This is a genomic window from Methylotuvimicrobium sp. KM1, from assembly GCF_044788715.1.
GTDB lineage: Bacteria > Pseudomonadota > Gammaproteobacteria > Methylococcales > Methylomonadaceae > Methylotuvimicrobium.
This window is the reverse complement of record NZ_CP173170.1, coordinates 1933479-1958931: the sequence shown is the minus strand read 5'-3', so window position 1 is coordinate 1958931 and position 25453 is coordinate 1933479. Positions and strand designations below refer to the sequence as shown.

15 protein-coding genes are annotated in these 25453 nt (G+C 47.3%); 3 read left to right on the top strand and 12 right to left on the bottom strand.

The annotated features are described in order from the left end of the window. Positions 1–300 precede the first annotated feature (300 nt). The 5 genes from ACINK7_RS08250 to ACINK7_RS08230 form a co-directional block, all read right to left on the bottom strand. Positions 301–3825, bottom strand: coding sequence for an EAL domain-containing protein (locus ACINK7_RS08250; protein ID WP_404360867.1), 3525 nt, complete (start codon positions 3823–3825; stop codon positions 301–303). Next, positions 3818–6811 (bottom strand): chemotaxis protein CheB, encoded by a 2994-nt coding sequence (locus tag ACINK7_RS08245; protein WP_404360865.1) that lies wholly within the window; start codon positions 6809–6811, stop codon positions 3818–3820. Before ACINK7_RS08245 ends, ACINK7_RS08250 begins: the two co-directional genes overlap by 8 nt. A 90-nt stretch (positions 6812–6901) precedes the next feature. Next, positions 6902–7447 carry a hypothetical protein gene (locus ACINK7_RS08240; RefSeq protein ID WP_404360864.1) on the bottom strand — a complete coding sequence of 182 codons (546 nt, stop codon included), beginning with the start codon at positions 7445–7447 and terminating at the stop codon, positions 6902–6904. A 14-nt stretch (positions 7448–7461) separates the two neighbouring features. Further along, the gene (locus tag ACINK7_RS08235) at positions 7462–12201 is read right to left on the bottom strand and encodes a PAS domain S-box protein (protein WP_404360863.1); all 4740 of its coding nucleotides are present in this window, start codon (positions 12199–12201) and stop codon (positions 7462–7464) included. Beyond that, positions 12198–13313 carry an HD domain-containing phosphohydrolase gene (locus ACINK7_RS08230; protein ID WP_404360862.1) on the bottom strand — a complete coding sequence of 372 codons (1116 nt, stop codon included), beginning with the start codon at positions 13311–13313 and terminating at the stop codon, positions 12198–12200. The genes ACINK7_RS08235 and ACINK7_RS08230 overlap by 4 nt, the downstream gene beginning before the upstream one ends. A gap of 241 nt (positions 13314–13554) precedes the next feature. Between ACINK7_RS08230 and ACINK7_RS08225 the strand changes: the two genes are divergently transcribed. Next, entirely contained in the window at positions 13555–13776 is a 222-nt protein-coding gene (locus tag ACINK7_RS08225; RefSeq protein WP_404360861.1) for a hypothetical protein, read from the top strand. 69 nt (positions 13777–13845) lie between these two features. On the opposite strand, the gene ACINK7_RS08220 is transcribed toward ACINK7_RS08225, so the two are convergent. From ACINK7_RS08220 to urtA, 7 genes are all read right to left on the bottom strand, one after another. Next, a complete protein-coding gene (locus ACINK7_RS08220; RefSeq protein ID WP_404360860.1) occupies positions 13846–14238 on the bottom strand; it encodes a zinc ribbon domain-containing protein in 393 nt (130 codons plus the stop codon). A 21-nt stretch (positions 14239–14259) separates the two neighbouring features. After that, positions 14260–15489: a formamidase gene (gene fmdA / locus ACINK7_RS08215; RefSeq protein ID WP_404360859.1), complete on the bottom strand. Its 1230-nt coding sequence runs from the start codon at positions 15487–15489 to the stop codon at positions 14260–14262. Positions 15490–15697: 208 nt separating this feature from the next. Beyond that, positions 15698–16387 carry an urea ABC transporter ATP-binding subunit UrtE gene (gene urtE, locus ACINK7_RS08210; RefSeq protein ID WP_017839899.1) on the bottom strand — a complete coding sequence of 230 codons (690 nt, stop codon included), beginning with the start codon at positions 16385–16387 and terminating at the stop codon, positions 15698–15700. Positions 16388–16411: 24 nt separating this feature from the next. After that, positions 16412–17161 (bottom strand): urea ABC transporter ATP-binding protein UrtD, encoded by a 750-nt coding sequence (gene urtD / locus ACINK7_RS08205; RefSeq protein ID WP_404360858.1) that lies wholly within the window; start codon positions 17159–17161, stop codon positions 16412–16414. Beyond that, entirely contained in the window at positions 17151–18434 is a 1284-nt protein-coding gene (urtC, locus tag ACINK7_RS08200) for an urea ABC transporter permease subunit UrtC (protein ID WP_404360857.1), read from the bottom strand. Before urtC ends, urtD begins: the two co-directional genes overlap by 11 nt. A 13-nt stretch (positions 18435–18447) precedes the next feature. Next, on the bottom strand, positions 18448–19374 hold the full coding sequence (gene urtB, locus ACINK7_RS08195; protein ID WP_404360856.1) for an urea ABC transporter permease subunit UrtB: 927 nt from the start codon (positions 19372–19374) through the stop codon (positions 18448–18450). Between the two features lie 108 nt (positions 19375–19482). Next, the gene (gene urtA / locus ACINK7_RS08190) at positions 19483–20763 is read right to left on the bottom strand and encodes an urea ABC transporter substrate-binding protein (protein WP_404360855.1); all 1281 of its coding nucleotides are present in this window, start codon (positions 20761–20763) and stop codon (positions 19483–19485) included. Between the two features lie 308 nt (positions 20764–21071). Here urtA and ACINK7_RS08185 point away from each other — a divergent pair, with 308 nt between their 5' ends. Then, positions 21072–24494 carry an ATP-binding protein gene (locus ACINK7_RS08185; protein WP_404360853.1) on the top strand — a complete coding sequence of 1141 codons (3423 nt, stop codon included), beginning with the start codon at positions 21072–21074 and terminating at the stop codon, positions 24492–24494. Continuing rightward, positions 24491–25408, top strand: a complete 918-nt coding sequence (locus ACINK7_RS08180; protein ID WP_404360852.1) for a response regulator — start codon at positions 24491–24493, stop codon at positions 25406–25408. Before ACINK7_RS08185 ends, ACINK7_RS08180 begins: the two co-directional genes overlap by 4 nt. The last annotated feature ends 45 nt before the right edge of the window (positions 25409–25453 follow it).

Here is a 25453-nt window from a genome sequence, read left to right as displayed (position 1 = left end):
AGTTTTCGACAAACTCATCATATCATGGTTTTTTTCGGCCTCCGCTGGCCACGTATTAGCGCTGTAAACCGAATTTTTGAAGCTAAACCCCTTACACAGCGAGAAATCCACGCTGCGCGCACTGAGTAACCAAAAAGGCCGCAATTAAATCAGGGTCGCATAATTTCTATTTTTAGACGCGAAAAACCTGTCAAGCTTTTTTTGATTTATTTTATGAGGCGAGTAGTTACCTTTTATTTTTTGAAGGTTTTTTCAATCAAAAGGGAGTAGGCTTTCGCGATATCTTAACCGACTCTATAGTTACCGTGACTGACTACTCAATAATTGCTGCATTGCATCTACTGATAATGGTCTGCTTAATAAATACCCTTGAATTTGATCGCAGCCTAATTGGCGTAAGAAATCCGCTTGCGCCTGGTTTTCCACGCCTTCGGCAATGCATTTAAGGCGTAAATTGTGGGCCAGATTAACAATGGCTTCTACCAATACTTCATCGTCGGCGTCACCTGGAATATCGCATACAAAGGATTGATCAATTTTAAGTTTGTCCACCGCGAAGCGTTTGAGATAGCTTAAACTGGAATAACCGGTACCAAAATCATCAATCGAAAATTGTACGCCTCGTTGGTTTAACGTATTCACCACCTGCAACACATACTCTGGATCGGTAACCAAAATGGATTCGGTTAATTCCAGCTCCAGATGGTGCGGCGGCAAACCGGTTTCTTCCAAGATTTCAGTGACCGTTTGCAATAAGTTATGCCGTAAAAATTGCACACAAGACACATTGACGGACACGCGCAAATAATGCCCTTGTAGCAACCATTGCTGCATTTGCCGACAGGCTTGGCGCAGCACCGACTGCCCTAAGGTAACAATCAATCCACACTCTTCGGCAACCGGAATAAATTCTGCCGGTGAAATCATCCCCAGTTCGGCATGATGCCAACGCGCTAAGGCTTCAACACCGACAATCTGTCCGCTTTTAATGTCAAATTGGGGTTGATAAACCACAAAGAAATCTTCGCGCTCCAGCGACAAACGCATGGCATTTTCTAAAGACATGCGGCGCATCACCTGCACATTCATGGCTGCGGTAAAAAACTTATAGTTATTGCGTCCACTGGCTTTAGCCTGATACAAGGCGGTATCGGCTTTTTGGAGCAGCCCATCAAATTCCTCACCGTCATCGGGATACAAACACGCGCCGATACTACATGATAGCTGTAGCTTATGGACGTCAATGTCAAATGGGCGTGACAGCGCTACCAAGATTTTAGTGGAAATCTCGGCTAAATTCTCGGCATGGTGGATATTGCCCAGCATAATAACGAACTCATCACCGCCTATACGACTGACGGTATCCGCTTCGCGCACACAATCGCGAAGGCAACGGGCTATTTGTAAAAGCAGCTTGTCACCTATGGGATGACCTAAGCTATCGTTAACATTTTTAAAATTATCTAAATCCAAATACAACAAGCCTAGTTTCTTACCTTGGCGCTGTACATAAGACACCGCTTGTTGAAAACGATCCTTTAATAAAGTGCGGTTGGGCAGTTCCGTTAAAGGGTCATGATGCGCGAGAAACTCAATATACTCTCGGGCTTGTTTATGTTCGGTAATATCCATAAATACGGCAATGTATTCACTCGGATGCCCCTCTGTTGTCGTATGCGCCACCGAAATACCAAGCCATTGCGGATAGATTTCTCCATTCTTACGCCGATTCCAAATTTCCCCTTGCCAATAGCCTTCAAGATTGAGTTTCGTAAACATCTGCTGGTAAAAACTATCATCATGCTTCCCTGACTTGAGCAAACGTGGGGTTAAACCCAGCACTTCGGCTTCCGTGTAACCCGTAATTAGGGTAAAGGCGGGGTTAACCGAGAGAATCCGTTTCTCACCGTCTGTGACGACTACGGCTTCTCGGCTATAACGAAACACCATCGCATCGAGTTCGAGTTTGCGTTGTTGCCGATTACGTTGTACCAAGGCCCATACATTATTGGCAAACATTTCTAAAATGGCCAAATCACCCGCATCATAAGGGTCCTGTTTATTACCAACTCCCATAATCATCACGACATTATCGTCTTCGAGAACCGGTACGCTCATGTGACGTAATAAGGTCGCATGGCCTTCCGGCAACCCTTTTTTGTTAGCCAATGCCGGGTAATCATTATGAATAACCGGCCGACGCAAACGAAAACAATCCGCCCACACACCGGCATTCGCTAACGGATAATGATTATCATGCACCGCTGCACAATGTTGCAGAGTTTTACCTGACCATACCCCTAAACTAATGGAATTTTGATCACTGTTGACAAAATGTACATAAGCGATGTGGCTATCGGTTAGCGCCTCGGCATGCTCTAGGGCAAAACGTAGCAGAGACTGTTCATCCATTTTCGTAGCTTGCCTGGTTAAGCTTAATAGAGCGGCATTGCGTTGACTGGTTAAATCTTGGGCTTGTTGACTTCGTATACGCGTGAGAAATAAACCAATTAATTCCGCTATGCCCTCAATTAATTGTTTTTCTTCATCAAGAAACGGTTTGTTGTTTGGTAAAATACGCGGCTTCCTATAACCGACGCTAATCTTACCGACCACTTGCGCGTCAACCTGAATATCGCTTTCCAGCTTATCCATTGTGGCTGAAAAGGTATTGTTGCCATAGGTTTTGGAAGGTAAATTAATACACACCGAGACATCGTCCGTGTAATACATGCCCATTGGCAATAGTCTTAACACGTCGGCAAAAAAAGCATCTTGATCGCTAATTAATTGTGACGCTCGGGAAATAGCATAAATCGCTTTTAGCTCCTTAATACGCTCGCGTAAGCTCAAGGACTGATTTTCAAGGGCCTGATCACGCTCCATCAAGGCAAGCTCAGCCTGCTTGCGTGCAGAAATATCTTCGATGATGACCACTATATAATCAAGTTGGCCGTTGGCATCACGCACCCCTTGCTTGATCACATGCACATCAATGATTTCGCCGTCACCGCGAATACAGCGCTTATCCAGCGCATAACCCTCAAGTTTGCCTGTGAGTATGTCATTAAACTGCTCTAATTCGGCGTCAAGATCGACAGGATGCGTTAAATCCACCCAGGTCAGCTTAATCAGCGCATTACGCGAATATCCGAACAAGTCACAGAGTTTATCGTTGACTTCCAGCCATTGTTTATCGGCACTGATGGCTGCCATGCCGACCGGTGCTGAATCAAAATAAGCCTGAAAGTGTCGGCGACTTTCTTCCAGCAGCACATGTTGCTTAACCACTTCGGTTTGATCGACCAATAAAACGACAAAATGCTGCGCATTATTTTCTACTAACTCGGGCAATAACGAAACATGCATATCCGCTATAAACTGTTGTTCATCGGCCGATTTTAACTCGATACCGGTTATTCTCGCGGAACCTTCGCCTCGAGCCCTCTGCAATAATTCCCGCAAACGACCATGCTCTTTTTTAGGTAGCAGGCGAGGAAAATAATGTGAACGTAATTGCTTGCGACTTAAGGCAAACCGTTGTTCAGCTATCGCATTACACTCATGGATGACCCCAACTTCATCAATAACTAAAGCCGGTACCGGCAAAGCCGCAAACAAACCGCTAAAGCGGCGCATAGCATTTTCGGTAATGACTTGATTTTGGCGTAATTCCTCATTTTGAATTTCTAATTCTGCATGATAGATTTTGAGGTCTTCCACTAAGCGGGAAACATCCACTTCACCACGCGCCACTTCTTGTAAGGCAAAATCAAAATCGCCGCGTTGCAATGCCTCGCTAGCTAATTTTTTAATCTTACTCATCTTCCCCCTCTATCCAGGCTGTAATATTGACATGACTGACAATAATGCCGCCCAACGGATGTTTGACTGACGTGGCGTGCATCAAAAACCAGCGGCGCTCGGTAGGTGAGTGACAGGGATATTTAATCGAAAAATGCGCTAGCTCGCCGCTCAGAATCTGCCTCATGCCAATCAGAACTTGCTGTGCAATCGCATTATCAGGGGCATGTTGAGTCTTACATACGTCATGATAGTTAATGCCTGGACCAGTATGAGTCAGCCCATGATCACCATTGCTTTCAGCAAAATCTCGCCAGGCTTTGTTAACTACGGTAATCACTCCTTTAGCATTTAATACGGCAATATGTTCGGGCAGGGAATCTAAAATCGCTTGCAGGCGTTGCGCATCTTTAATGTGAGTAATATCGACAAAGGTCAATACCGCGCCATTGAGGTTTTTCGGGCGATCGATATACGGTAAGATACGCACCAAATACCAATGATCATTGCGGGTGTTGACTTCACGCTCCATCAACTGAGCAGTGTCGATTACACGCTGCAAATCATGTAAGAACTCGGGATATTCCATTTGATGAGTAAAATCATCAATCGGTCGCCCAATATCCCCTTCTCGAATACGGAAAATAGACCCTGCTTCTGGAGTAAAGCGGCTTAATTTCAAGTTGTTGTCCACAAATATCGTAGGAATCAGCACGGCACGCGTCATATTGTCTAAATCGGCGTTCAGGCGGTTGAGAATATCGATTTTTTCCTGATTTTCGGCGTTAACGGTATACAACTCTTCGTTCACCGACTGTAATTCTTCATTGGTGCTTTGTAGCTCTTCATTCGAAGCCATTAATTCTTCATTGGTCGCTTGCAGTTCTTCATTTGAGGTTTCCAGCTCTTCAATCGTCGCTTGTAAACTATCGCGGGTGATCGACAACTCCCATTCCAAGCTTTGAATACGATCAGCTGAAACTTCCGCGACATCAATATTATCGGCGCCGACTAAGGACATTTCTTTCTGCGCCAGCACTTCAAACGACATTAAAAAATTCCGTTCTGTCTGCCTTTCGTCTACTAACGGTCTAACAACAATTCGCACCCGTTCGCTTTGATGCTTACCCGCATCCAGCAACTGAATTTCTGAATTTAGGGGGGTATTGTCTTTAGCAACTTTATGCAGCAAGGCTACGCATACCGGTGCTAACTTGCCCACCAGTAATTTAGAAATTTCTAAACTAGCGCTACCGGCTTGAATTTGCATATAGCGTTGCACATCGCCATACACATGAACCAGTTCGCGGTCCTCATTGATCAATAATGCAGGCGGTGCATAACTTTGCATTAGCAATGCTTGGCCCGCTTCGATAATACTGGTTTCAGCGTTCCGATGTTTTTCTCGGTGCGGCTGACTCACCCGCAAGCGGTTATCATTGCTGTTAGTACTGCTTTTAAAATTAAGCGGTAACGAAACCGGTCGCAGCACGCGATAAATTTTATGTTTGGCATTGATGACGCTGAAATCTTTATGTAATGCGCCTAAAGATTCACTGGAACCGAGTAATAAATAACCGTTATGTGCCAATGCATATTGAAAACACAGCAAGGCGCGTTCTTGTGCCGCTACATCAAAATAAATCAGTGTATTACGGCAACTGACTAGATTCATGCGGGTAAACGGTGGATCGTCGAGAATATTGTGCCGCGCAAAAACGATATGCTGACGGATTTCATTTTTGACGACAAACTGATTGCCACTGCGATTAAAAAAGCGTTCGAGGCGATCGGGTGACAACTCGTTGGCGATGGCTTCCGGATAAACCCCGGCACTTGCAAAATCAATGTTTTGCTGTTCAACGTCGGTGGCAAAAATTTTGAGCAAAGGCCAACGGCGCAATTTATCGAAGGCTTCAGCAAATAAAATGGATAGTGTATAAGCTTCTTCACCGGTCGCACACCCTGCCACCCATACGCGGAGCGACTGATTATCGCGGTGTTCTTCCACCAAGGCCTGGATAGCCATTTTTTCTAATAATTCAAACGTTTCGACATCACGAAAATAACTGGTCACTGGAATCAAAATATCGCGTTTCAGCGTAATGATTTCGTTTCGATCACTTTCCAGTAAGTGTAAATAATTGCTTAAATCACGTACATGCCGCACTTGCATACGTCGTTCAATACGACGTTCTACCGTTGCCGATTTGTATTCTTTAAAATTAATACCGCCGACTTGATGCAGTAAATGCAAAATATTTTCTAAAGGATCACCGAGTAATATTTCTCTGGGATTGTTTAATTTGACCGTCGGTTGAATACTGTTACTCACATGACCGACAATTCTAGCTGCGAGCGTTTCAGGCGGCATGACCTCATCGACTAAGCCGGTAGCAATCACACTACGCGGCATACCATCGAATTTAGCGGTCGCCGGGTCTTGTGCCAGAAGAAAACCACCGGCATCATTAATGGCTACCGCGCCTCGAGTTCCGTCAGAACCAGTGCCGGAGAGAATCACGCCAACCGAATGCTTGCCAAATTCTTTGGAGAGGGAGGTGAAAAATAAATCAATCGGTAAACTCAAGCCGTGCGGATTTTTGGGCAACAAACGTAGTTGACAGCCAGCCACCGTCATATTTTTCCCCGGCGGAATTAAAAAGACCTGGTTAGGCTTAATTTGCATACCGTTTTCGGCCATCAACACGGGCATAGCGGTGTGCCTTGCCAACAAATTATCCATCATGCTTTTGTGATCAGGGGAAAGATGCTGAATGACAACGAAGGCAGCACCCGAGTTGACCGGGAGTTTGTCAAAAAAACGTTCTAACGCATCTAAACCACCGGCGGATGCGCCAATCGCGACCACATAACCTTTAAACAGGCGAGTAGTTTTTGGTGAGCGGTTGAAAGTAGAGACTTGCGAGGAATCAAGCGAGTCTTCGACGGGCGTAGCAAGGCCGCTAGCGAGGGCTCGCCTGGAGTATTTTTTGTTTCGCGCCATGATGCGAAGAAACCTATATAAATGTTAAGAGCAATTAAAACGGAGCCATTGTAACAATGGCTCATAATCCTTGGTAATATTTTTCAAACGTTAGCTTGGAGAGGATTGTAATTGTTGCAGTTGATGTTGGCACGACGGACAAACACCATAAATTACCGATAGCGTTAACGGATTTTTATCTTTTTGCAAGCTTTCCGCTTCAACCCACTGCTCAGCTTGCTTGAGTAAATTGCAAATACTGCAACGTACTCGGGTGTGCCGATCACGCTGGTTGGATCGTATAAAAAAAATAGGGGCCATACGCGGCTCAGTATGCAATTGGTAGTTACTAATTCGCACTTCGCCACGCTCATTCGCCATCAGCTGCATTTGTAAATAACGGCGCAAGTTTGGCGCATCACACCGATAATCAAAACAGATGCTGGTATTTTTTTGCCGGGCGATATCGAGTAACTTTTGCACAAACTGCCGAGTAACATTGCCACTAATGTAATCGAACAATGATTTACCAACGACTTGTTTCTTCTTGAGTTGCGGTGCGTCATTAGCGCCGGCAAACTCATCCCAGCGGCCATTAATAGCGATAATGACATTATTGGCGTCAACGCTAAATTCTAAAAGGATTCTGTCTTTCATGGTCTAACATGGCCCTAATCATCGTGCCGCTCGAGTATGTCGAGCGCTTTTTCCCATTCGAATATTGAAATCAGATGCAGCAATTCGTTGCCTTGCGTTTGCCCTAAAATCCCGCGCAATAACGCCGCTTCGCGTTCGGCGATATCGATGGCCTTGATATCGCCGATTCGAAGCAAGGCTTTAAGTGGTTCGATAATTAATTCAGCCCGCTCCGAGTCGATCTCGATTTCTTCGGTTTGACAAGCTTCAAGTACTTCAAGCCATTGTCGCATCGCCTCTTTAAGTTGTTGCGCGAGACCCCGTGTCAAATCCGTAATGTTATCGCGTTTTGTACGCACCGCAATTTCGAGCTGTGAGGCCAGTACCGACAACGATTGCGCGCCGATATTGCCGGCAGCACTTTTCAATGCGTGGGCAAGCTGTTGAAGCCTGTCCGTATCGTTGGCTTGAAGAGCGTCGTGCAGTTTCTGTACATCGTCTCGGTGATGTTTGACAAATAATGACAATAATCGCTGCGGTAAATCGGGTTGCAACATCGTGCTGAGCGGTGCCGGATCGGTTTGAATATACGCGGAGCTAACTGTTTTGGGCGATGCAGGAAGCCATTTTAGCAAAGTCGCATAAAGCTGCTCCAAATCGACCGGTTTGGCGATAAAGTCGTTCATGCCAGAAGTTAAACAAGCCTTTCGATCATCATCGAATACATTAGCGCTCATCGCCAAAATTGGCGTTTCGCAGTAGCCTGGTAATTCGCGAATGGCCAGAGTCGCCGCCAATCCGTCCATATTGGGCATTTGCATGTCCATCAACACTAAATCGTAGTGTTGTCGTTTCGCTTTTTCGACCGCTTCGATGCCGTCTTCGGCGACATCGACCGATAGGCCAACGCTATGCAGCAATTCAAGCGCGACTTCGCGGTTGATCGGATTGTCTTCGGCCAATAACACGCGCTGCCCCCGGCGGGTATCGCGCAATTGTTGTTCGGCGTCTATTGGTCCGGTTTCCGCCGCTGCAGGTAATACGCCGTGACCTTTTTGCAGATTGACGGTAAACCAAAACGTGCTGCCTTGTCCCGCCTTGCTTTCGGCCCCAGCATCACCCCCCATAAGCTCGGCAAGTCGGAGGGTAATCGACAAGCCTAACCCGGTTCCGCCGTATTGCCGCGTAATCGTTTCGTCTACTTGCGTAAACGGGCGAAATAAACGTTGCAATTGTTCCGCTTCGAGACCGATACCGCTGTCTTGCACTTCGAAACGCACCCGTAAATCATCATCGTGTACCTCGAGTAGTTTTGCCCTTATGTCGATACGACCCTGCTCGGTGAATTTAACGGCATTACTGGCTAAATTCAATAGCGCCTGGCGCAGCCGCGTTACGTCTCCATACAGCCATTCCGGGACTGAATCATCGTCGAGCGTAATCGTCAAATTTTTCACGTATGCGGATTCGGCGATCAAAGACCGAACATGATCGAGTACCGACGATAAATGAAAATCGACATGATTAAGCTGTATCTTACCCGCTTCGATTTTAGATAAATCCAAAATATCATTGATAATCGACAACAAATGCCGACCGGCGATTTCAATTTTATTCAGACGGTCGCTTTGCGCGACGGTCGCGTCGATGCGCATTAAATGCGCCAAACCGAGTATCGCGTTCAACGGCGTTCTGATTTCATGGCTCATATTGGCGATAAACGCGCTTTTAGCTCTATTCGCAACTTCGGCTTGCTGCCGGGCTGTTTGCAATTCCGCCGTGCGCGATTCGACTAAGGCTTCAAGATGATTGCGATAATTGTCGAGTTCGGTCGCAATTCGCTTTCTTTCGGTAATATCTTCTTTGACTGCGACATAATGTGTGATCGATCCATCTTGTTGACGAAGCGGCGTAATGACCGCAAATTCGATGTAGTCGCTGCCGTCTTTGCGTTGGTTGTAAAACTCACCTTTCCAGGTTTCGCCGCCCGTCAAGGTTTGCCACATCGCTTCATAATTTGCTTGCGGCGTTTTACCGGAATGCAGAATGCGCGGATTTTGCAATAGAACGTCGTCGATCATGTAGCCCGTGTTAGCGGTAAAAGCCTGATTGACGTATTCGATTTGCGCGTCGGCATTGGTAATCACGATACTCTCGGGGCTTTGCTCGACCGCGAGTGCAAGTTTTTTCAACTGATCTTCGGATTTTTTACGCTCGGTAATCATTTCGGTATAAACAATAATACCGCCAACCGAACCGTCGGCGTTATACCAAGGACGGCATTCCCACTGAACCCACTCCAAGCTTCCGTCTTCGCGCAGATAGGTATCTTCATCGTTATGCGAGGCCATCCCTTGCAACGCTTTTTGATGTACATCGCGCCATTTTTGCGGCAAGTTGGGAAACACTTCGTAATGGTGCTTGCCGATGATGCCGGGGTCGGTGATGCAATAATCATCGAGGTAGCGCTGACTGACATATAAATAGTTTAAATCGCCGTCGTGAATTGCAATGCCGCCTCGGCTATGTTCGATGACATAGCGCATCAGTTCATACGAATGCGTTAATTCCATCTCCATTTGAATGCGCGCGGTGATATCCTCTAAAGCACCGAATAGAACAGGCTGTCCAGTTTCGACATAAGCCGCCGATTGAATGTATCGTCGTTCGCCACTACGATGTTTTATGCTCAAAACGACATGACTCGATTTGCCGGGTTCGAGCGCGGTAATAGCCCTCGAAAACAGCATTTGATCATCTGGCGTGACATAATGGCGCCAACAGCCACGCGCCATGAGTGCGTCATTGTCGTCACCGAATATCGCTTCGGCGTTGCCGACAATCCAGTCCAATCGGTAATGACCATCCCACCCTTTTTTACAGGAGTAAACCAAATCGTTCGCAATCGTCGAAGCGATGCGAAAGCGCTCTTCTCTTTCCTGCAATACCTCTTCGATTCGTTTGCGTTCGGTTAAATCGATGTCTATACAATAGATTTCCTTACCGGCTGGACCGTTTTGCATGACGTGATTAGTAAAGACCGTGACCGAGCCGCCGTCTTTGCATCGCAATGTCAGTTCGGCAGCCGGAATGCTAGGGCCACCGGCTATCCAGTTATTGACAAGAGTAATCACGTCATCTCGCATTGCATCGGGAATAATCAAGTCTTCCAAACGTCGCCCTAACGCCTCTTCCTTTGTATAACCATACAAAGTTTCGCTGGCATTATTCCAAAAGGTCACGCGGCGCTGTTCATCATAACCTTGCACGGCAATACTGGGCGTTTGTTCGAACAAAAATCGAAAGCGGCGTTCACTGTCGCGCAAGGCCAGTTCTGCGCGTTTTTTTTCGGAAATATCCTGAAATGCGCCTTGCACTTTAATAATTTTGCCAGCACCGTCACGAACGGCTTCGCCGATCGCGCGAATCCAAACCCGTCGGCTTGTGGCAGAAACGATTTCCATTTCTTCATCATAAGCGATTCCTTGCGTGGCGCAGAAATTAAATATCTCGCGGATTTTATCGTGCCATTCCGGCGCATAAAAGCTTATGGCTTCTTCGAGTGTCGGCGAATAACCGGCCGGTTTGTCATGAATCGCCGCAACCGTATCGGACCATTTGACCCGGTTGCTGCTTAAATCGACGCTCCAGCCACCCATGCGACCTAAGCGCTCGGCGATACGCAAAAGCGATGCATATTCTTGTATGGACTCTTTTTGTCCCAGGTAACGTTGGATAAGCAAATAATGATGGGGCAGTATCGCGGCGATCAATGTCAGCAGTAATGTCATTCCGAGTCCGGTCAATGCGATCCATAAAGGTCGATGCGACGCAGATTCGGTAGCGCATTCAGGCGGCATTGTTGCAGTCACAGTCCAAGTGTTTCCGGCCAAGGTCAAGCGACGGATCAGCGATCTAGCGTCCAATGCTGTGTCGCTGTTTTGTGCGAAGAGCAAATGTTCGGGCGTGGTCATGATACCGTCATGTATTTTCAGAGACAGCGATGAACACAGATTGTATTGTGGACGCGTCAGCAACGTTTGCATCATGTCGTTGATGCGCACGGCGGAGAACACCCAACCGATAAATTTACGGTTGGATTTGGACAAGTCAGCATTGCCGGGCGTAACCGGATTATAAACGGGCATATACAGAATGTATCCGGGCTGTGCTTCGGCTGCGGGCTCCTGAATGAGTATCGTTTTTGCCGTCATTGCAGCACGATCACTGTCTCGGGCCCTATCCATTGCCATACGGCGTAACCTTTCCGAATAACTGTCATAACCTAGCGCTTGCCGGTTTTGTGCGTCGAACGGTTCGATATAGACAATCGGCGCATGCATGTCATTCGGCATTTCCGGCCAGACACGATAGTCCGGCAAGCCTTCGGCCCTTACCGCTTCGATGTGCGCGTGAAGTGCGTTGCGTTCGATCAACGGCGCAAAACCGAACGCGTTGACGCCGGGAAAATAGTTTTGGATGTCGAGTCCGGTTATGAATTGCTGAAACTCCTGACGGTTTACGCGTTCGCTGCTCCCGAACAGACTTGCGATACTAAGCAATACTTGCTCACTGTCTTTGATTTTGTTCTCAGTCAAATAGAGCAATCGGTCGAATTGACGTTCGAAGAGTTGTTGAGACGTGTTTTCTTGATTGATCTTGACTTGTTGCCAATAGAGCCCGGTCAGCGTCACTCCACTAATCGCCAATAACAACGGTAATACGATGAAAAGATTATAAGTTTTTCGCTGAATCGGTTTTGCCGTGTTTTTCATGTCGCTGAGATTGCCGATAACGACGCTGCGGTATCATCGTCGAATCGTTTGGCGATCTGTTTGAATATCGTGTAACAGTGTTGAAATGCATCGATCATATCGGGGTCGAACTGACTGCCTCGACCGGCGACGATCAGGTCTCTCGCCTCACCGAACGGCATTGGCGGTTTATAAACTCGCTTCGTCGTCAGTGCATCGAATACGTCGGCAACAGCCATGATGCGTGCAGAAAGCGGAATCGCATCGCCGCTCAACCCATCCGGATAGCCTTTACCGTCCCAGCGTTCGTGATGCCAATGCGCGATTTCTTTGGCCAGCATCAAAAAGTCGACCTTAATCGAAACATCTTGTTCGGCCAGCTCGATTGCCGCCGCACCTCGTTCAGCATGGGTTTTCATGATGATCCATTCTTTATCGCTTAGTGGCCCCGGTTTCAATAATACCTGATCCGGAATCGCGACTTTACCGATATCGTGCAGTGGTGCCGAGCGAGTCAAGAGTTCGATGTAATGATCGTCTAAGATGGCCTTGAAAGATGGATTTTGTTTCAGTTGCATCGCCAATTCGCGCACATAATGCTGGGTGCGCAGAATATGATTGCCGGTCTCGGGGTCGCGGGTTTCGGCCAAATGGGCTAATGCACGAATGCTGATTTGTTGAATCAAATCGTTTTCGAGCATGCGTTTTTTAACTTCACTTTCGAGCCATGTGTTTTGGTCGAACAGACGATCATGGGCGCTTTTTAATTCGATATGCGTTTGCACTCTAGCCAGTACGACCGGCGGCATGATCGGCTTGGTAATATAATCGACTGCGCCCAATTGGAAACCGTTGACTTGGTCTTCTTGGCTGTCCAAAGCGGTAATAAAGATAACCGGAATGTTTTGGGTCGAAGGCTCGGATTTGAGCGTTTGCAGAACATCGTGTCCGCTTAGATCGGGCATCATCACGTCGAGCAAGATCAAATCGGGAATGGGTTCCGCTTCGGCCAGCACTAGACCGCGACGACCGGAATTGGCGACCCGCACGCTGTAATCGGACTTTAGAATTTCGCTGATCAGCGCCAGATTGGAAGGCTCGTCGTCTACGATAAGAACAGTCGATTGAGTCATGGTTCCTTCGAGTAAAAATGCCGAGAGCTGATGGATATCATCGAACTCACTATTTTTTGGATTAAAGAATAGCATACCTTCGAATGATTACTTAGCGCATATCATTTTTCAATTATCGCCGAAGGACTTTCAACGTTTCTATAGATATTGGGTTAGCGTTATTATGGAGGTCATACCGATTAAATTGTCGGACATACTCGCTTTTGATCGCAAAAACGTCTAAGAATAGAATGGTATGAGAATGTCTATCGAGGACCGCCGTGAACACGTTCCTGTAGGCTTGACGGCGGCGATTGATGCCAATGATGGCATAAATGCAGATTTTGTATTGCACCATGGATGGCGTGTATTAGGGCAATGCAGGAACAAAGGCTTTGCCAGCTTGGAGCTGGCAAAGAGTATCTACAGTAAAGCATTCAAGGCATCCTTTGACGGCCATCCCGGTGCCGAATTAAAAAAGTAGCCCTCATTAAAGCAACCCGTCTCTTACCCTCGAGGGTAAGAGACGGGTTGCTTGAACGCTTGAACACGCTTAATGACTAATCATCCAAGGCCTTTGCGAAGGAAAAACTTTACTTCCGTTTTGCATCAATATTACTTGCTGTCTCAAACTGCTACGATCGGGATGCTTCAGAAGCAACCCTTTGTTGCTACTGCACCCGCAATTCTTTGTGTGCTTGTGTTCGAGTATTTGATCCTCCCGGCTGTCTACCGTCGAGAAAGCCGGTTCGTGACGCGACTTCTCGTTGATACTCATCGCTTTACGCTTGTCCGGCGCCATTGCAAGCACCTCGGGCGGTATTATGATGATCCGAGGGCTTGAGGTATGGCAGTGCGGACAAGCCTGTGGAGCGCTGCTTTGTTCCAATGTAGCTAAGTCGTGAAAAATACCGTGTTTCGGGCATTTATAGTCATAGAGCGGCATTGCTATCCTCCAAAATTACTATTACAGATCGGGAGACAAGGGCACGTCGACATCGCCGGACAACTCTTTTTTCGGCCCTTCCGAATTCGGCTTGACGTTGAATTCGAAGATATCGGTCGGCAACCAAAGCGTCGCACAGGCATTCGGAATATCCACGACGCCACTGATGTGCCCTTGCACCGGCGCGGTCCCTAAAATGGCATACGCTTGGGCTTTCGAATAACCGAACTTCGTCAAATATTCGATTGCGTTCAAACAAGCCTGACGGTAAGCGATATGCACATCGAGATAATGTTGCTTGCCGGACTCGTCGACTGAAATACCTTCGAAGATTAAATAGTCGTCATACTGGGGTTTGATCGGACTCGGCTTGAAAATCGGGTTTTTGATTCCATATTTTTTCATACCGTCTTTGATCAAACTGACACGCAGATGCGTCCAACCGGCCATTTCTATCGCACCGCAAAAAGTGATTTCGCCGTCGCCTTGACTAAAATGCAAGTCCCCTAAGCTAAGACCGGCATTCTTCACATAAACCGGAAAATAGACTGTCGAACCCCGAGATAAATCTTTGATATCGCAGTTTCCGCCATGCTCGCGCGGTGGCACCGTTCTCGCTGCTTCGGCCGCCGCCGCTTTTCCAGCATCGCCGCTCATACGTCCCATATGAGCCGTATCGGCATAAGGCAACGTCGCCAAGGGCGGAACCCGGTCCGGCTCCGTATCGTAAAGGGCTTTTTCCCGCGTATTCCATTCATCCAACATTTCTTTGGACGGCAGGGTGCCGATCAATCCGGGATGAATCAAGCCGGCAAACTCGACGCCGGGAACATGACGAGACTTCGTAAACATACCGTTGAAGTCCCAAATCGATTTTTGCGCCTCGGGAAAATGTTCGGTCAAAAAGCCGCCGCCGTTCTTTTTTGAAAAAAAACCGTTAAACCCCCACTGACTGTTTTCAAAAGCCCCGATATCGAGAATGTCGACGACCAGCAAATCCCCGGGCTCCGCACCTTCCACACCGACCGGCCCGGATAAAAAATGCACTTTCGACAAATCGACGTCGCGCACATCATCGGCACTGTCGTTGTTGTGAATTTGTCCGCCGGTCCAATCGTAGGATTCGATGATGAAATCGTCACCTGGTTTAACCATCGCCACCATCGGTATGTCCGGGTGCCACCGGTTATGTATCATGTCGTTTTCATAAGGTGATTTACTTAAATCGATTTTGATAATGGTTTCAGCCATAGCCTTTCTCCTGACAAAGTTTTAATGATTAATCCTAAAAAGAGCAGTTGATACCCTCAAACTACCGTTCGCCCTGAGCCCGTCGAAGGGTGAATGGTAGTTTGAGGCTTCACCAAGACGGTGAAAGTGTTGTAGACCCTTCATGCTTCGACTTAGCTCAGCACGAACGGTCTACAACACATGTCAACTGCTCTTTTTAGGTTAATACTCATACCGATAAATAAGCCGCTACCTTGGCTTCATTGAGCGTTGCCCGCTCTTCCTGATGAACGATTTCCCCCTTTTCGAGGACGATGATGCGGTCGGCGATTTCAAGCGCAAAACTCAACACTTGCTCCGACACGACAATCGATAAACCACGGGTATCGCGTATTTTTTTTAACGTCCGAGCCATTTCGCGAATGATCGAAGGTTGAATGCCCTCGGTCGGTTCATCCAACAGCAATAACTTCGGCTTGCTGGCCAATGCCCTGGCGATTGCCAATTGCTGCTGCTGTCCTCCAGATAAATTTCCACCTCGGCGATTTCGCATCTCTTCGAGAACCGGAAATAACTCGTATAGATCGTTAGGAACGATCTTTTCCCCGGTACTGGTTAAACCGGTTTCAATATTTTCTTTGACCGTCATCGTCGAAAAAATCATTCGCCCTTGCGGAACGAAACCCAGGCCTTTAGACACCCGCTGATGGCTTTTGAGTAACGTCAAGTCGACATCGTCAAGTTGAACCTCGCCCTTTGCGGTAGGGATCATTCCGATTAACGATTTCATCAACGTAGACTTGCCCATGCCGTTGCGCCCCATCACGGCTACGATTTCTTTCGGCTTTACATCGAAATTCAATCCGTGCAGCACTTCGCTTTGCCCATAGGCCACGTGGTAATCTTTAACGCTCAGCATTTTGTTTTCTCCTGATTCGACCGATTAATGACCGAGATAGACTTCAATGACTTTGGGATCGTTTTTGACTCGCTCCATCGAACCTTCGGACAGCACCTTGCCTTGGTGCATAACGGTAACCCGATGAGCGATGTCTTCGACAAACTGCATATCGTGCTCGATGACGATTACCGAGCGTCCTTGCGTAATCCGGTTCAACAGCTCGGCGGTTTTTTTGCGCTCCGCAACCGACATGCCGGCAACCGGTTCGTCCAGCATCAATAAATCCGGTTTTTGAATCAGCAACATACCGATCTCAAGCCATTGCTTTTGTCCGTGACTCAACAAGCCGGCCGGTTTATCGAGATCGTTCTGCAAAAAAATGATTTCAGCTGTGTTTTCGACTTCTTCGATCACTTCACGGTCGCGCTTGAACATTAACGAGCCGAACACGGACCGTCCTCGCGGGTATGAAATTTCAAGATTTTCAAACACACTCAAATCATCGTATATCGAAGGATTTTGAAACTTTCGTCCAACGCCGTGATGGACGATTTGGTGCTCTTTCATTCGCGTTAATTCTTCTCCGCGAAATTTGATCGATCCGGAGGTGGCTTGAGTTCGTCCGCATATCAAATCGAGTACCGTCGTTTTTCCGGCGCCGTTGGGTCCGATGATGACGCGTATTTCCCCCTCGTCGACGTAGAATGACAAGTCATTGACCGCCTTGAAACCGTCGAAAGAAACCGTTAGCCCTTCGACGGCTAAAACGAAATCACTGCGATTAGTCGACATAGACACCTCCGTCCAACTTTTCATCGGAATGAGGCGAAATTTTCCCGGTTGTATCGGTTTTACGAGCGGGTTGAGAGGCTGTTATGTTGCTCTCCAAAGCCAAAACGTCCGGGTGCGCGCTCTCATCCTCATCTGCTTTCAACAAACTTGTGCGCAAGGCCTCCGGTTCGAAATCAATGGTTTTTCCGGTATACCAAGCAGGCAATTTCGGCTCGATATAGCGTTTGAATAGACTGGCCAAGCCATTTGGAAATGCCATCACGACTGCTATGAACAGCGCCCCCATCGCAAATAGCCAAAGCTCGGGAAATGTCTCGGAAAATATCGTTTTGGCCCAATTCACCAACAATGTCCCGTAAACTGCGCCAAGCAAGGAAAGCCGACCGCCCACCGCGCAATAAATCACCATTTCGATCGATGGAACGATGCCGACGAAAGAAGGCGACATAAAGCCGACCTGCAGCGTGAACATCGCGCCGCCGATCGCAGAAAACATCGCGCTTAAACAAAAGACGAATATTTTGAAGTTGGCTACGTCGTAACCGGAAAACCGGACTCTGTCCTCTCGATCGCGCATCGCGACCAGAATACGTCCCAGTTTTTTATAACGAATAAATTGTGAAAGTAACAAACATATAAAAAGAGCGGCCGAACAGACATAATACAAAATCACTTTGGCAGAATCGGAACGAATGTCCCAACCTAACAACGTGCGTAAATCCGTAATTCCGTTGACTCCGCCCGTATAGCCTTGTTGGCCGATAATCAAAATGGTCATGATTGCAGCGATGGCTTGCGTGATAATCGCAAAATAAACCCCGCCGACCCGGCGCTTGAACATCGCAACGCCTATGATGAATGCAAACAGCGTCGGCAATAGAACGATCGCCGACAACGCAAAAGGAAGTTGCCGAAAAGGTTCCCACCACCATGGCAATTCGGTGATCTGATTCCAGTCCATGAAATCGGGTATGCCGGGAGTGGATTGAATTTTGGTCGACTCGGGATCGCTGGCTTCCAATTTGAGAAACATAGCCATGCAATATCCGCCCAAGCCGAAAAATACTCCCTGCCCCAAGCTCAAAATGCCGCCGTACCCCCAACACAACACCAAGCCGAGCGCGACAAAAGCATAGGTCAGATATTTACCGATCAAATTCAATCGAAATACATCCAAAGACAGCGGGATAATCGCTAACAGGATTACCGCCAACATGACATAGCCAAGCACTTCCTGCCTTGACATAAATCGAGTATTGCTCCGTTGCCGCATAGGAAACTCCCCCTTATTGACGAATTTTGAGAGCAAAAAGCCCTTGAGGACGCAGCATCAATATGCCGACCACAATCAAAAGCGTGATGACCTTGGCCATGGAGCCGCTCAAGAAAAATTCCAAAGTCGATTGTGATTGTGAAATCGTAAACGCGGAGGCGATCGTGCCGATAAGGCTCTGCGCACCGCCGAATACGACGACTAGAAAGGTATCGACAATATAGAGTTGACCCGAAGTCGGTCCTGTCGAACCGATCATCGTGAACGCACTGCCTGCAATACCGGCGATGCCGCAACCGATGCCGAATGTGTAACGGTCGACCTTCCCCGTATCGATGCCGACCGCTCCTGCCATGGGCCTATTCTGAACGACGGCCCGCACTTGCTTGCCCCAGAGTGAGCGAAACATCAAGAAATAGACGCCCGACGCTATAAACAAGGTCAAAACCATCACGAAGATGCCATTGATCGGTACCTCTATCGTTTCGGTCATGGCATACGATCCCATCATCCATTCCGGAAGAGTCACGCCGACTTCTCGGGCACCGAAAACGGTTCGGTATGATTGCTGAAGAATTAAACTGAGCCCCCAAGTCGCCAACAAGGTATCGAGGGGCCGCTTGAATAGAAACCGGATCATACCCCACTCAACCAACACGCCCAGCGCGAAACACACTAAGAAAGCCAAAGCCATGGCTACAAAAAAGTAGCCGTCGAATAAAGCCGGTAGATAGGTTTCGAATAGATGAGACGTTAAATAGGTTGTATAGGCGCCCAAAATCATGAATTCGCCATGGGCCATATTGATGACGCCCATCTGACCGAAAATGATCGCCAACCCCAATGCCATGAGCACCAAAACCGAAAATAAAATCAAACCGGCAAAACCCTGCATGAATAAAATATCTGTCAGTTCCGCCATTGAATATTCTTCAAACATGACTCAATCCTCTTTGCTAACGGTCGGACTTTTTTAAATTTCCTCTCTCCCTCAAATCCCGGGAGAGAGGCTTCGAACATAAACGGTGCAGTGCCGAAATCTAAGGCTTTATTGATAACCTACCGGGAAAGGGTTCGGTTCGATCAATTCCTCGCTTTCATAAACAACTTTATATTGACCGTCTTTTTGCGCTAAACCGACTCTAGTCTTGGACCACAAGTGATGATTTTCATGAATGCGAACGTAGCCTTCCGGTGCGGTCGTCAACTCGATACCCGGCGATGCGGCACGAACTTTATCGATATCGAACGAGCCGGCTTTTTCGACGGCAGCTTTCCATAACCAAGGGCCCAAGTAAGCTGCTTGGGTGACGTCGCCTATAACGATATCTTGTCCCCATTTGTCTTTGAATGCTTGCACGAACGCTGTGTTGTTCGGATTATCGAGGCTTTGAAAATATTTCATCGCGGCATAAGCCCCTTCGATATTTTCACCGCCGATACCCAAAATTTCGTCTTCGGTCACCGAAATCGTCAATAGAAGAGGCTTCTCTTTGGTCAAGTCGATACCGGCCGCTTTGAGCTGCTTATAGAAGGCAACATTGGAACCGCCGACCACGATGGCATAAATCACATCCGGCTTTTTCAACTTGATTTTGTTGATCACTGAATTGAACTGCGTATGTCCTAACGGATAATATTCTTCGCCGACGACCTTTAATCCCAGTTTTTCGATATGTTTTCTGGCGATTTTATTGGAGGTACGCGGCCAGATATAATCCGAACCCAACAAGAAGAATGTTTTCGCTCCTTTTTCCTTGACCACCCAATCGATACCGGCGATGATTTGCTGCGTCGCTTCCTGGCCGGTATAGATTACATTTGGAGACTGTTCGAGCCCTTCATAGAAAGTCGGATAGTACAGCATGCCGTTATATTGCTCGAAAACAGGTAGAACGGCCTTGCGCGAGGCCGAAGTCCAACACCCGAACACGGAAGCGACTTTGTCGTTGACCAATAATTTTTTCGATTTTTCGGCGAAAGTCGGCCAATCGCTGGCGCCGTCCTCTTGAATGTATTCGATCTTGCGGCCGAGTACGCCGCCCATGGCGTTAATCTGATCGATTGCGAGCTTTTCCGCTTGCACCGATCCGGTTTCGCTAATAGCCATCGTACCGGTAACAGAGTGCAAAATACCGACCGTAACCGTATCGTCGGTCACAGCCAATCCTGTTGTATTGACTTCACTTGTCGGGGGGGTGGCCCAACTAAGGGAGGAAGATGCCAAGATCAGACCCAGCGGAAAAGCGATCAATGTTTTAATAAAACTCCGGCGCTTGAATACCGGAGAATTATCCCGGCTCCCACTTTCATAATTAAAGATACACATGTTTAAGCTCTCCAAATTAAATTTTGTTTGGTTCGCTGACAGTGTCCGGCAAAGCGCTTCGTTTAACCATTAGGCGGATGCTCACCCGTCTTACGTCATTTGACGTATGCCCTTCTCTATAGCTTGCTGTTAACCTTCCAATATAAATCTCATAACATGCTGATTTATTATTATATTTTTAGCATATAGCAAGCCATTCCAACGAGTGTATTTCGTTATGAATTCAATAGATATAAAGTCGATCAGAGTACTTTTCATCAATCCAACACCCATCGGCATCGATCGATTAATACCATGAGCTTCGTTGCATGAACGGACAACAAAAAATCTTTCGAGTACGGCGCAATTACAACCGGTGGGTCGCCAATCAAACGCTCGAAGATTATGCGCTCCGCTTTACCGCTAAAAAATCCAGGAAATGGTCCGAATGGCAAGTATCGTTGACTGCGCTCGGCGGGATTTCGTTTCTCGCGCTCGAAGCGATCGGCGGCACCTTGACCTTGACCTACGGATTCGTCAACGCGGTGTCAGCCGTTTTAACCGTCGGTGCGATCATTTTTTTAACCGGTTTACCGATCAGTTATCACGCGGCCAAACTAGGCACGGACATTGATCTTCTAACCCGCGGAGCAGGATTCGGTTATATCGGATCCACGGTCACTTCTTTAATTTATGCGTCGTTCACGTTCATATTTTTTGCACTGGAAGCCACCATTCTCTCAATGGCGCTGGAACTCACGCTAAACATCCCATTGTCTATCGGTTATCTTATTAGCTCGTTGGTCGTGATCCCTCTGGTTACGCATGGCATTACCCTAATCAGCCGGTTTCAAGTATGGACTCACCCTCTTTGGATAGCTCTCCAAATTATTCCTCTGGTTTGTATCGCTCTCAAATCGGACGATGCAATGGCTCTCTGGACAGGGTATAAGCCGATAACGGCGACAGAAGACTTTGATCTTGCGGCTTTCGGCGCTGCATCCGTCGTTGCGTTTTCCTTGATTGCTCAAGTGGGCGAACAAGTCGACTTTCTCAGGTTTCTGCCCGAAAAGAGCAAGCGAAACAAGTTTACTTGGTGGGCCGCTTTGATTTCCGGCGGCCCCGGCTGGATTTTCCCCGGAATAGCTAAGATCCTTATCGGCTCATTTCTTGCCGTTTTGGCTATCGAGCACGGCATCGGCTTTGAGCAAGCTTCGGACCCGAATCACATGTATCTGACCGCATTCGGCTATTTGACCTCATCCCCGGAACTGCCGTTGTTATTGACCGGCATTTTTGTCATATTCTCGCAACTGAAAATCAATGTGACAAATGCCTATGCCGGGTCCATCGCATGGTCTAATTTTTTTTCCAGAACGACTCAAAATCATCCCGGACGCGTAGTTTGGTTGGTTTTCAACGTCGTCATCGCACTGATGTTGATGGAACTGGGAATTTATCATGCGCTTAAAGAAATCCTTGGCTTATTTGCCATCATCGCAATTGCTTGGGTCGGTTCATTGGCTGCCGATTTGACTATCAACCTCCCTCTTGGCCTAAGACCTCAAAAAATGGAATTCAAAAGGGCTCATTTATACGATATCAACCCGGTCGGTATCGGTTCTATGCTGACCGCCTCTTTGATTGGTTTGATCGCTTATAGCGGCTTGTTTGGTATTAACTTTCAGGCCATGTCGCCTTATCTCACATTAGCCCTTACTTTTTTTTGTACGCCCTTGATTGCCTGGTTGACGAATGGACGTTATTACATCGCCAGGGATCCGGAGAATGCCGGCAATAATCCTGACCAGGTTTGTTGTATTTGCGAACATCACTTCGAGCCGGAGGACATGTCGCTCTGTCCGGCCTATGCCGGAGCAATCTGCTCGCTATGCTGCTCACTCGACAGCCGGTGTCACGATATGTGTAAAACCAATGCCGGCATGGCGGATCAAATTTCCTCGGCATTGAACAAAATCATGCCGGATACTTGGAGCGGAATCATCACGGCAAGGCTAGGAAACTTTTTCGGCTTGTTTGTACTTACCGGCATTTTGATGTCCTCCTTGCTTGCGCTGATTTATTTCCAGATCACGTCGGACGAAACTATCGATAAAGCTCTAATCACCGATGCCCTAATCAATATTTTCTTCATCTTGCTGATTATTTCAGGCGTCGTATCGTGGATGTTCTCACTGCTTCATGAAAGCAGGAAATTGGCGCTGGAAGAATCCCGCAATCAAACCGATCTGTTGATTGCTGAAATCGAAGCCCATCAAATGACCGATCTTAAGCTGCAGCAAGCGAAAGAGGTAGCGGAAGCCGCGAATCAAGCCAAGAGCCGTTATCTGACCGGTATTAGCCACGAATTGAGGTCGCCGCTCAATGCGATACTCGGCTATGCTCAACTACTGGAGAAAGATAAAGCCATTCCCGGCAACCGGAGAGACGCTTTGTCGGTCATTCGGCGCAGTAGCGAACATTTGGCGGACATTATCGAAGGCCTATTGGATATTTCCAGAATAGAAGCCGGCCGGCTACAAATCTCTAAGAACGATGTCGACTTTATCGCGATGCTCGATCAAATCGTGAATATGTTTAAGGTTCAGTCTACAGCCAAAGGTATTCAATTCGTGCACGAACAGTTAACACCTTTACCGAAAACTATTCGAACCGATGAAAAACGGTTACGCCAAATATTGATCAATTTGATTTCTAACGCCGTTAAATATACGCATCAGGGCGAAGTATATTTTTCGGTATCCTATCGCAACCAAGTCGCCGTCTTTTCGATCAAGGACACAGGTGAAGGCATCGAACCGGAAAATATTGAAAAAATCTTTCAACCTTTCGAAAGAATTCGAAAAGCCGGAGCGCCTTACATTTCGGGCACAGGCCTTGGCTTGACGATTACGCGCTTCTTGACCGATATCATGGGTGGCGAGATCACCGTAAAAAGCAGTCCCAATCAAGGCAGTCTTTTCAAAGTTTCTTTAATGCTTTCCAGTGTTAACGCCATTAAGGCACCGCACGATCAACCGGCCGCCATACCCAGCGGCTATCAAGGCATCGAGCAGACGATTTTCATCGTTGACGACGACCCCAGTCATCGCGGCTTGTTGATTGACATGCTATCTCCTCTGGGATTCAACGTGTTTCAAGCCCAAGATGGGTTAACTTGCCTGGATATGTTGCAATATTGCAAAAAAAAACCCCAAATTTTTTTATTGGATATAGCCATGCCCGGCATGAGCGGTTGGGAATTGGCCGGTCGCATTCGAAGCCAAATTCCATCGGCAACCGTAATCATGGTTTCCGCTAACGCCCATCAACCGAATTCGATATTCGCGGAACACCTACCCTACGATGCTTATCTCGTCAAACCGATAAAATTGACCAATATGATGGATCTGATCCAAAAATATTTGCCGATTCGTTGGGTCTACAGCACCGGCGACTCTTTTTCCGATGAAGGGAAAATACCCCCTCCCTTAGCGAGTGAAAGTTCTCCACCTAGGAAGATTGAAAGCCATTCAGAAATAACATTGCTACCCTACCGAATGCTCAATCGATCGGATCGAGAAACGATGATCCAGCTCGCTAAAATCGGCTATATGAACGAATTACTCAGTTTCTTGAAAGGCTTGGAAAAAGATCGAAAACTAAAAAAGCAACATGCTGATCGCCTTACAAACCTTGTTAAAAACTACCGATTCGATGAACTCGTTACTTGCCTTGAAGAAATGTTATGAATCCGACACGCCCATTAGAATTGAAAAAAGATGTCGTACTGGTCGTCGACGATTCGCCGGACACGCTGAGCATGCTGAACGACACATTGGATAGAGCGGGATTTGCCGTCTTAGTTGCACTGGAAGGTTCGCAAGCACTAACAATCCTAAACAATATCAATCCCGACATTATCTTGTTGGACGCACTCATGCCCAACATGGACGGCTTCGAGACCTGCAAAAAACTTAAACAACATCGCAATTCGGCCGATATTCCCGTCGTTTTCATGACCGGTTTATCGGACTCTGAAAGCATCGTCAAAGGATTGGAAGCCGGCGGAGTCGATTACGTCACGAAACCGGTAAAAGGAGAGGAGCTCATCGCAAGAATGCGGGTTCATTTGGCAAATGCCAGATTAACCAAAAGCGCGCGCGCCGCATTGGATTCAGCAGGACAATATTTATTTTCGATCGATTCTAACGGCCGCTTGCTTTGGGCCACTCCACAAGCCGTTCAATTATTCTCGGTCTCCGGTTTGAATACCGAACAGCTCGATGAATCGTTGATAAAACCGCTCAGACTCATGCTATCGCCTCAATACAACAGAGAAAAAGGGCAAACGGTAAACCTGGAAACAAAATCTCTTGAAATGAAATATATCGGTCAAACCGGTAACAAAGAACATCTGATACGAATCGTCGATTCCGAACACGCAACGGAAGAGGAAATATTACGAGCCAACCTTTTTTTAACAGAGCGCGAATCCGAAGTGCTACTTTGGATAGCGAAAGGTAAAACCAACCGCGAGATTGGATCGATCCTAGAAATGAGCCCTCGCACCGTCAATAAACATCTAGAGCAAGTGTTTAAAAAAATGAACGTTGAAAACCGCACCAGCGCCGCAGTGATGGCATTGAAATATCTGAAATCATGATACCGGTATGAAGCATTTAAGTATTTAGCAAAAAAGAAACGCACG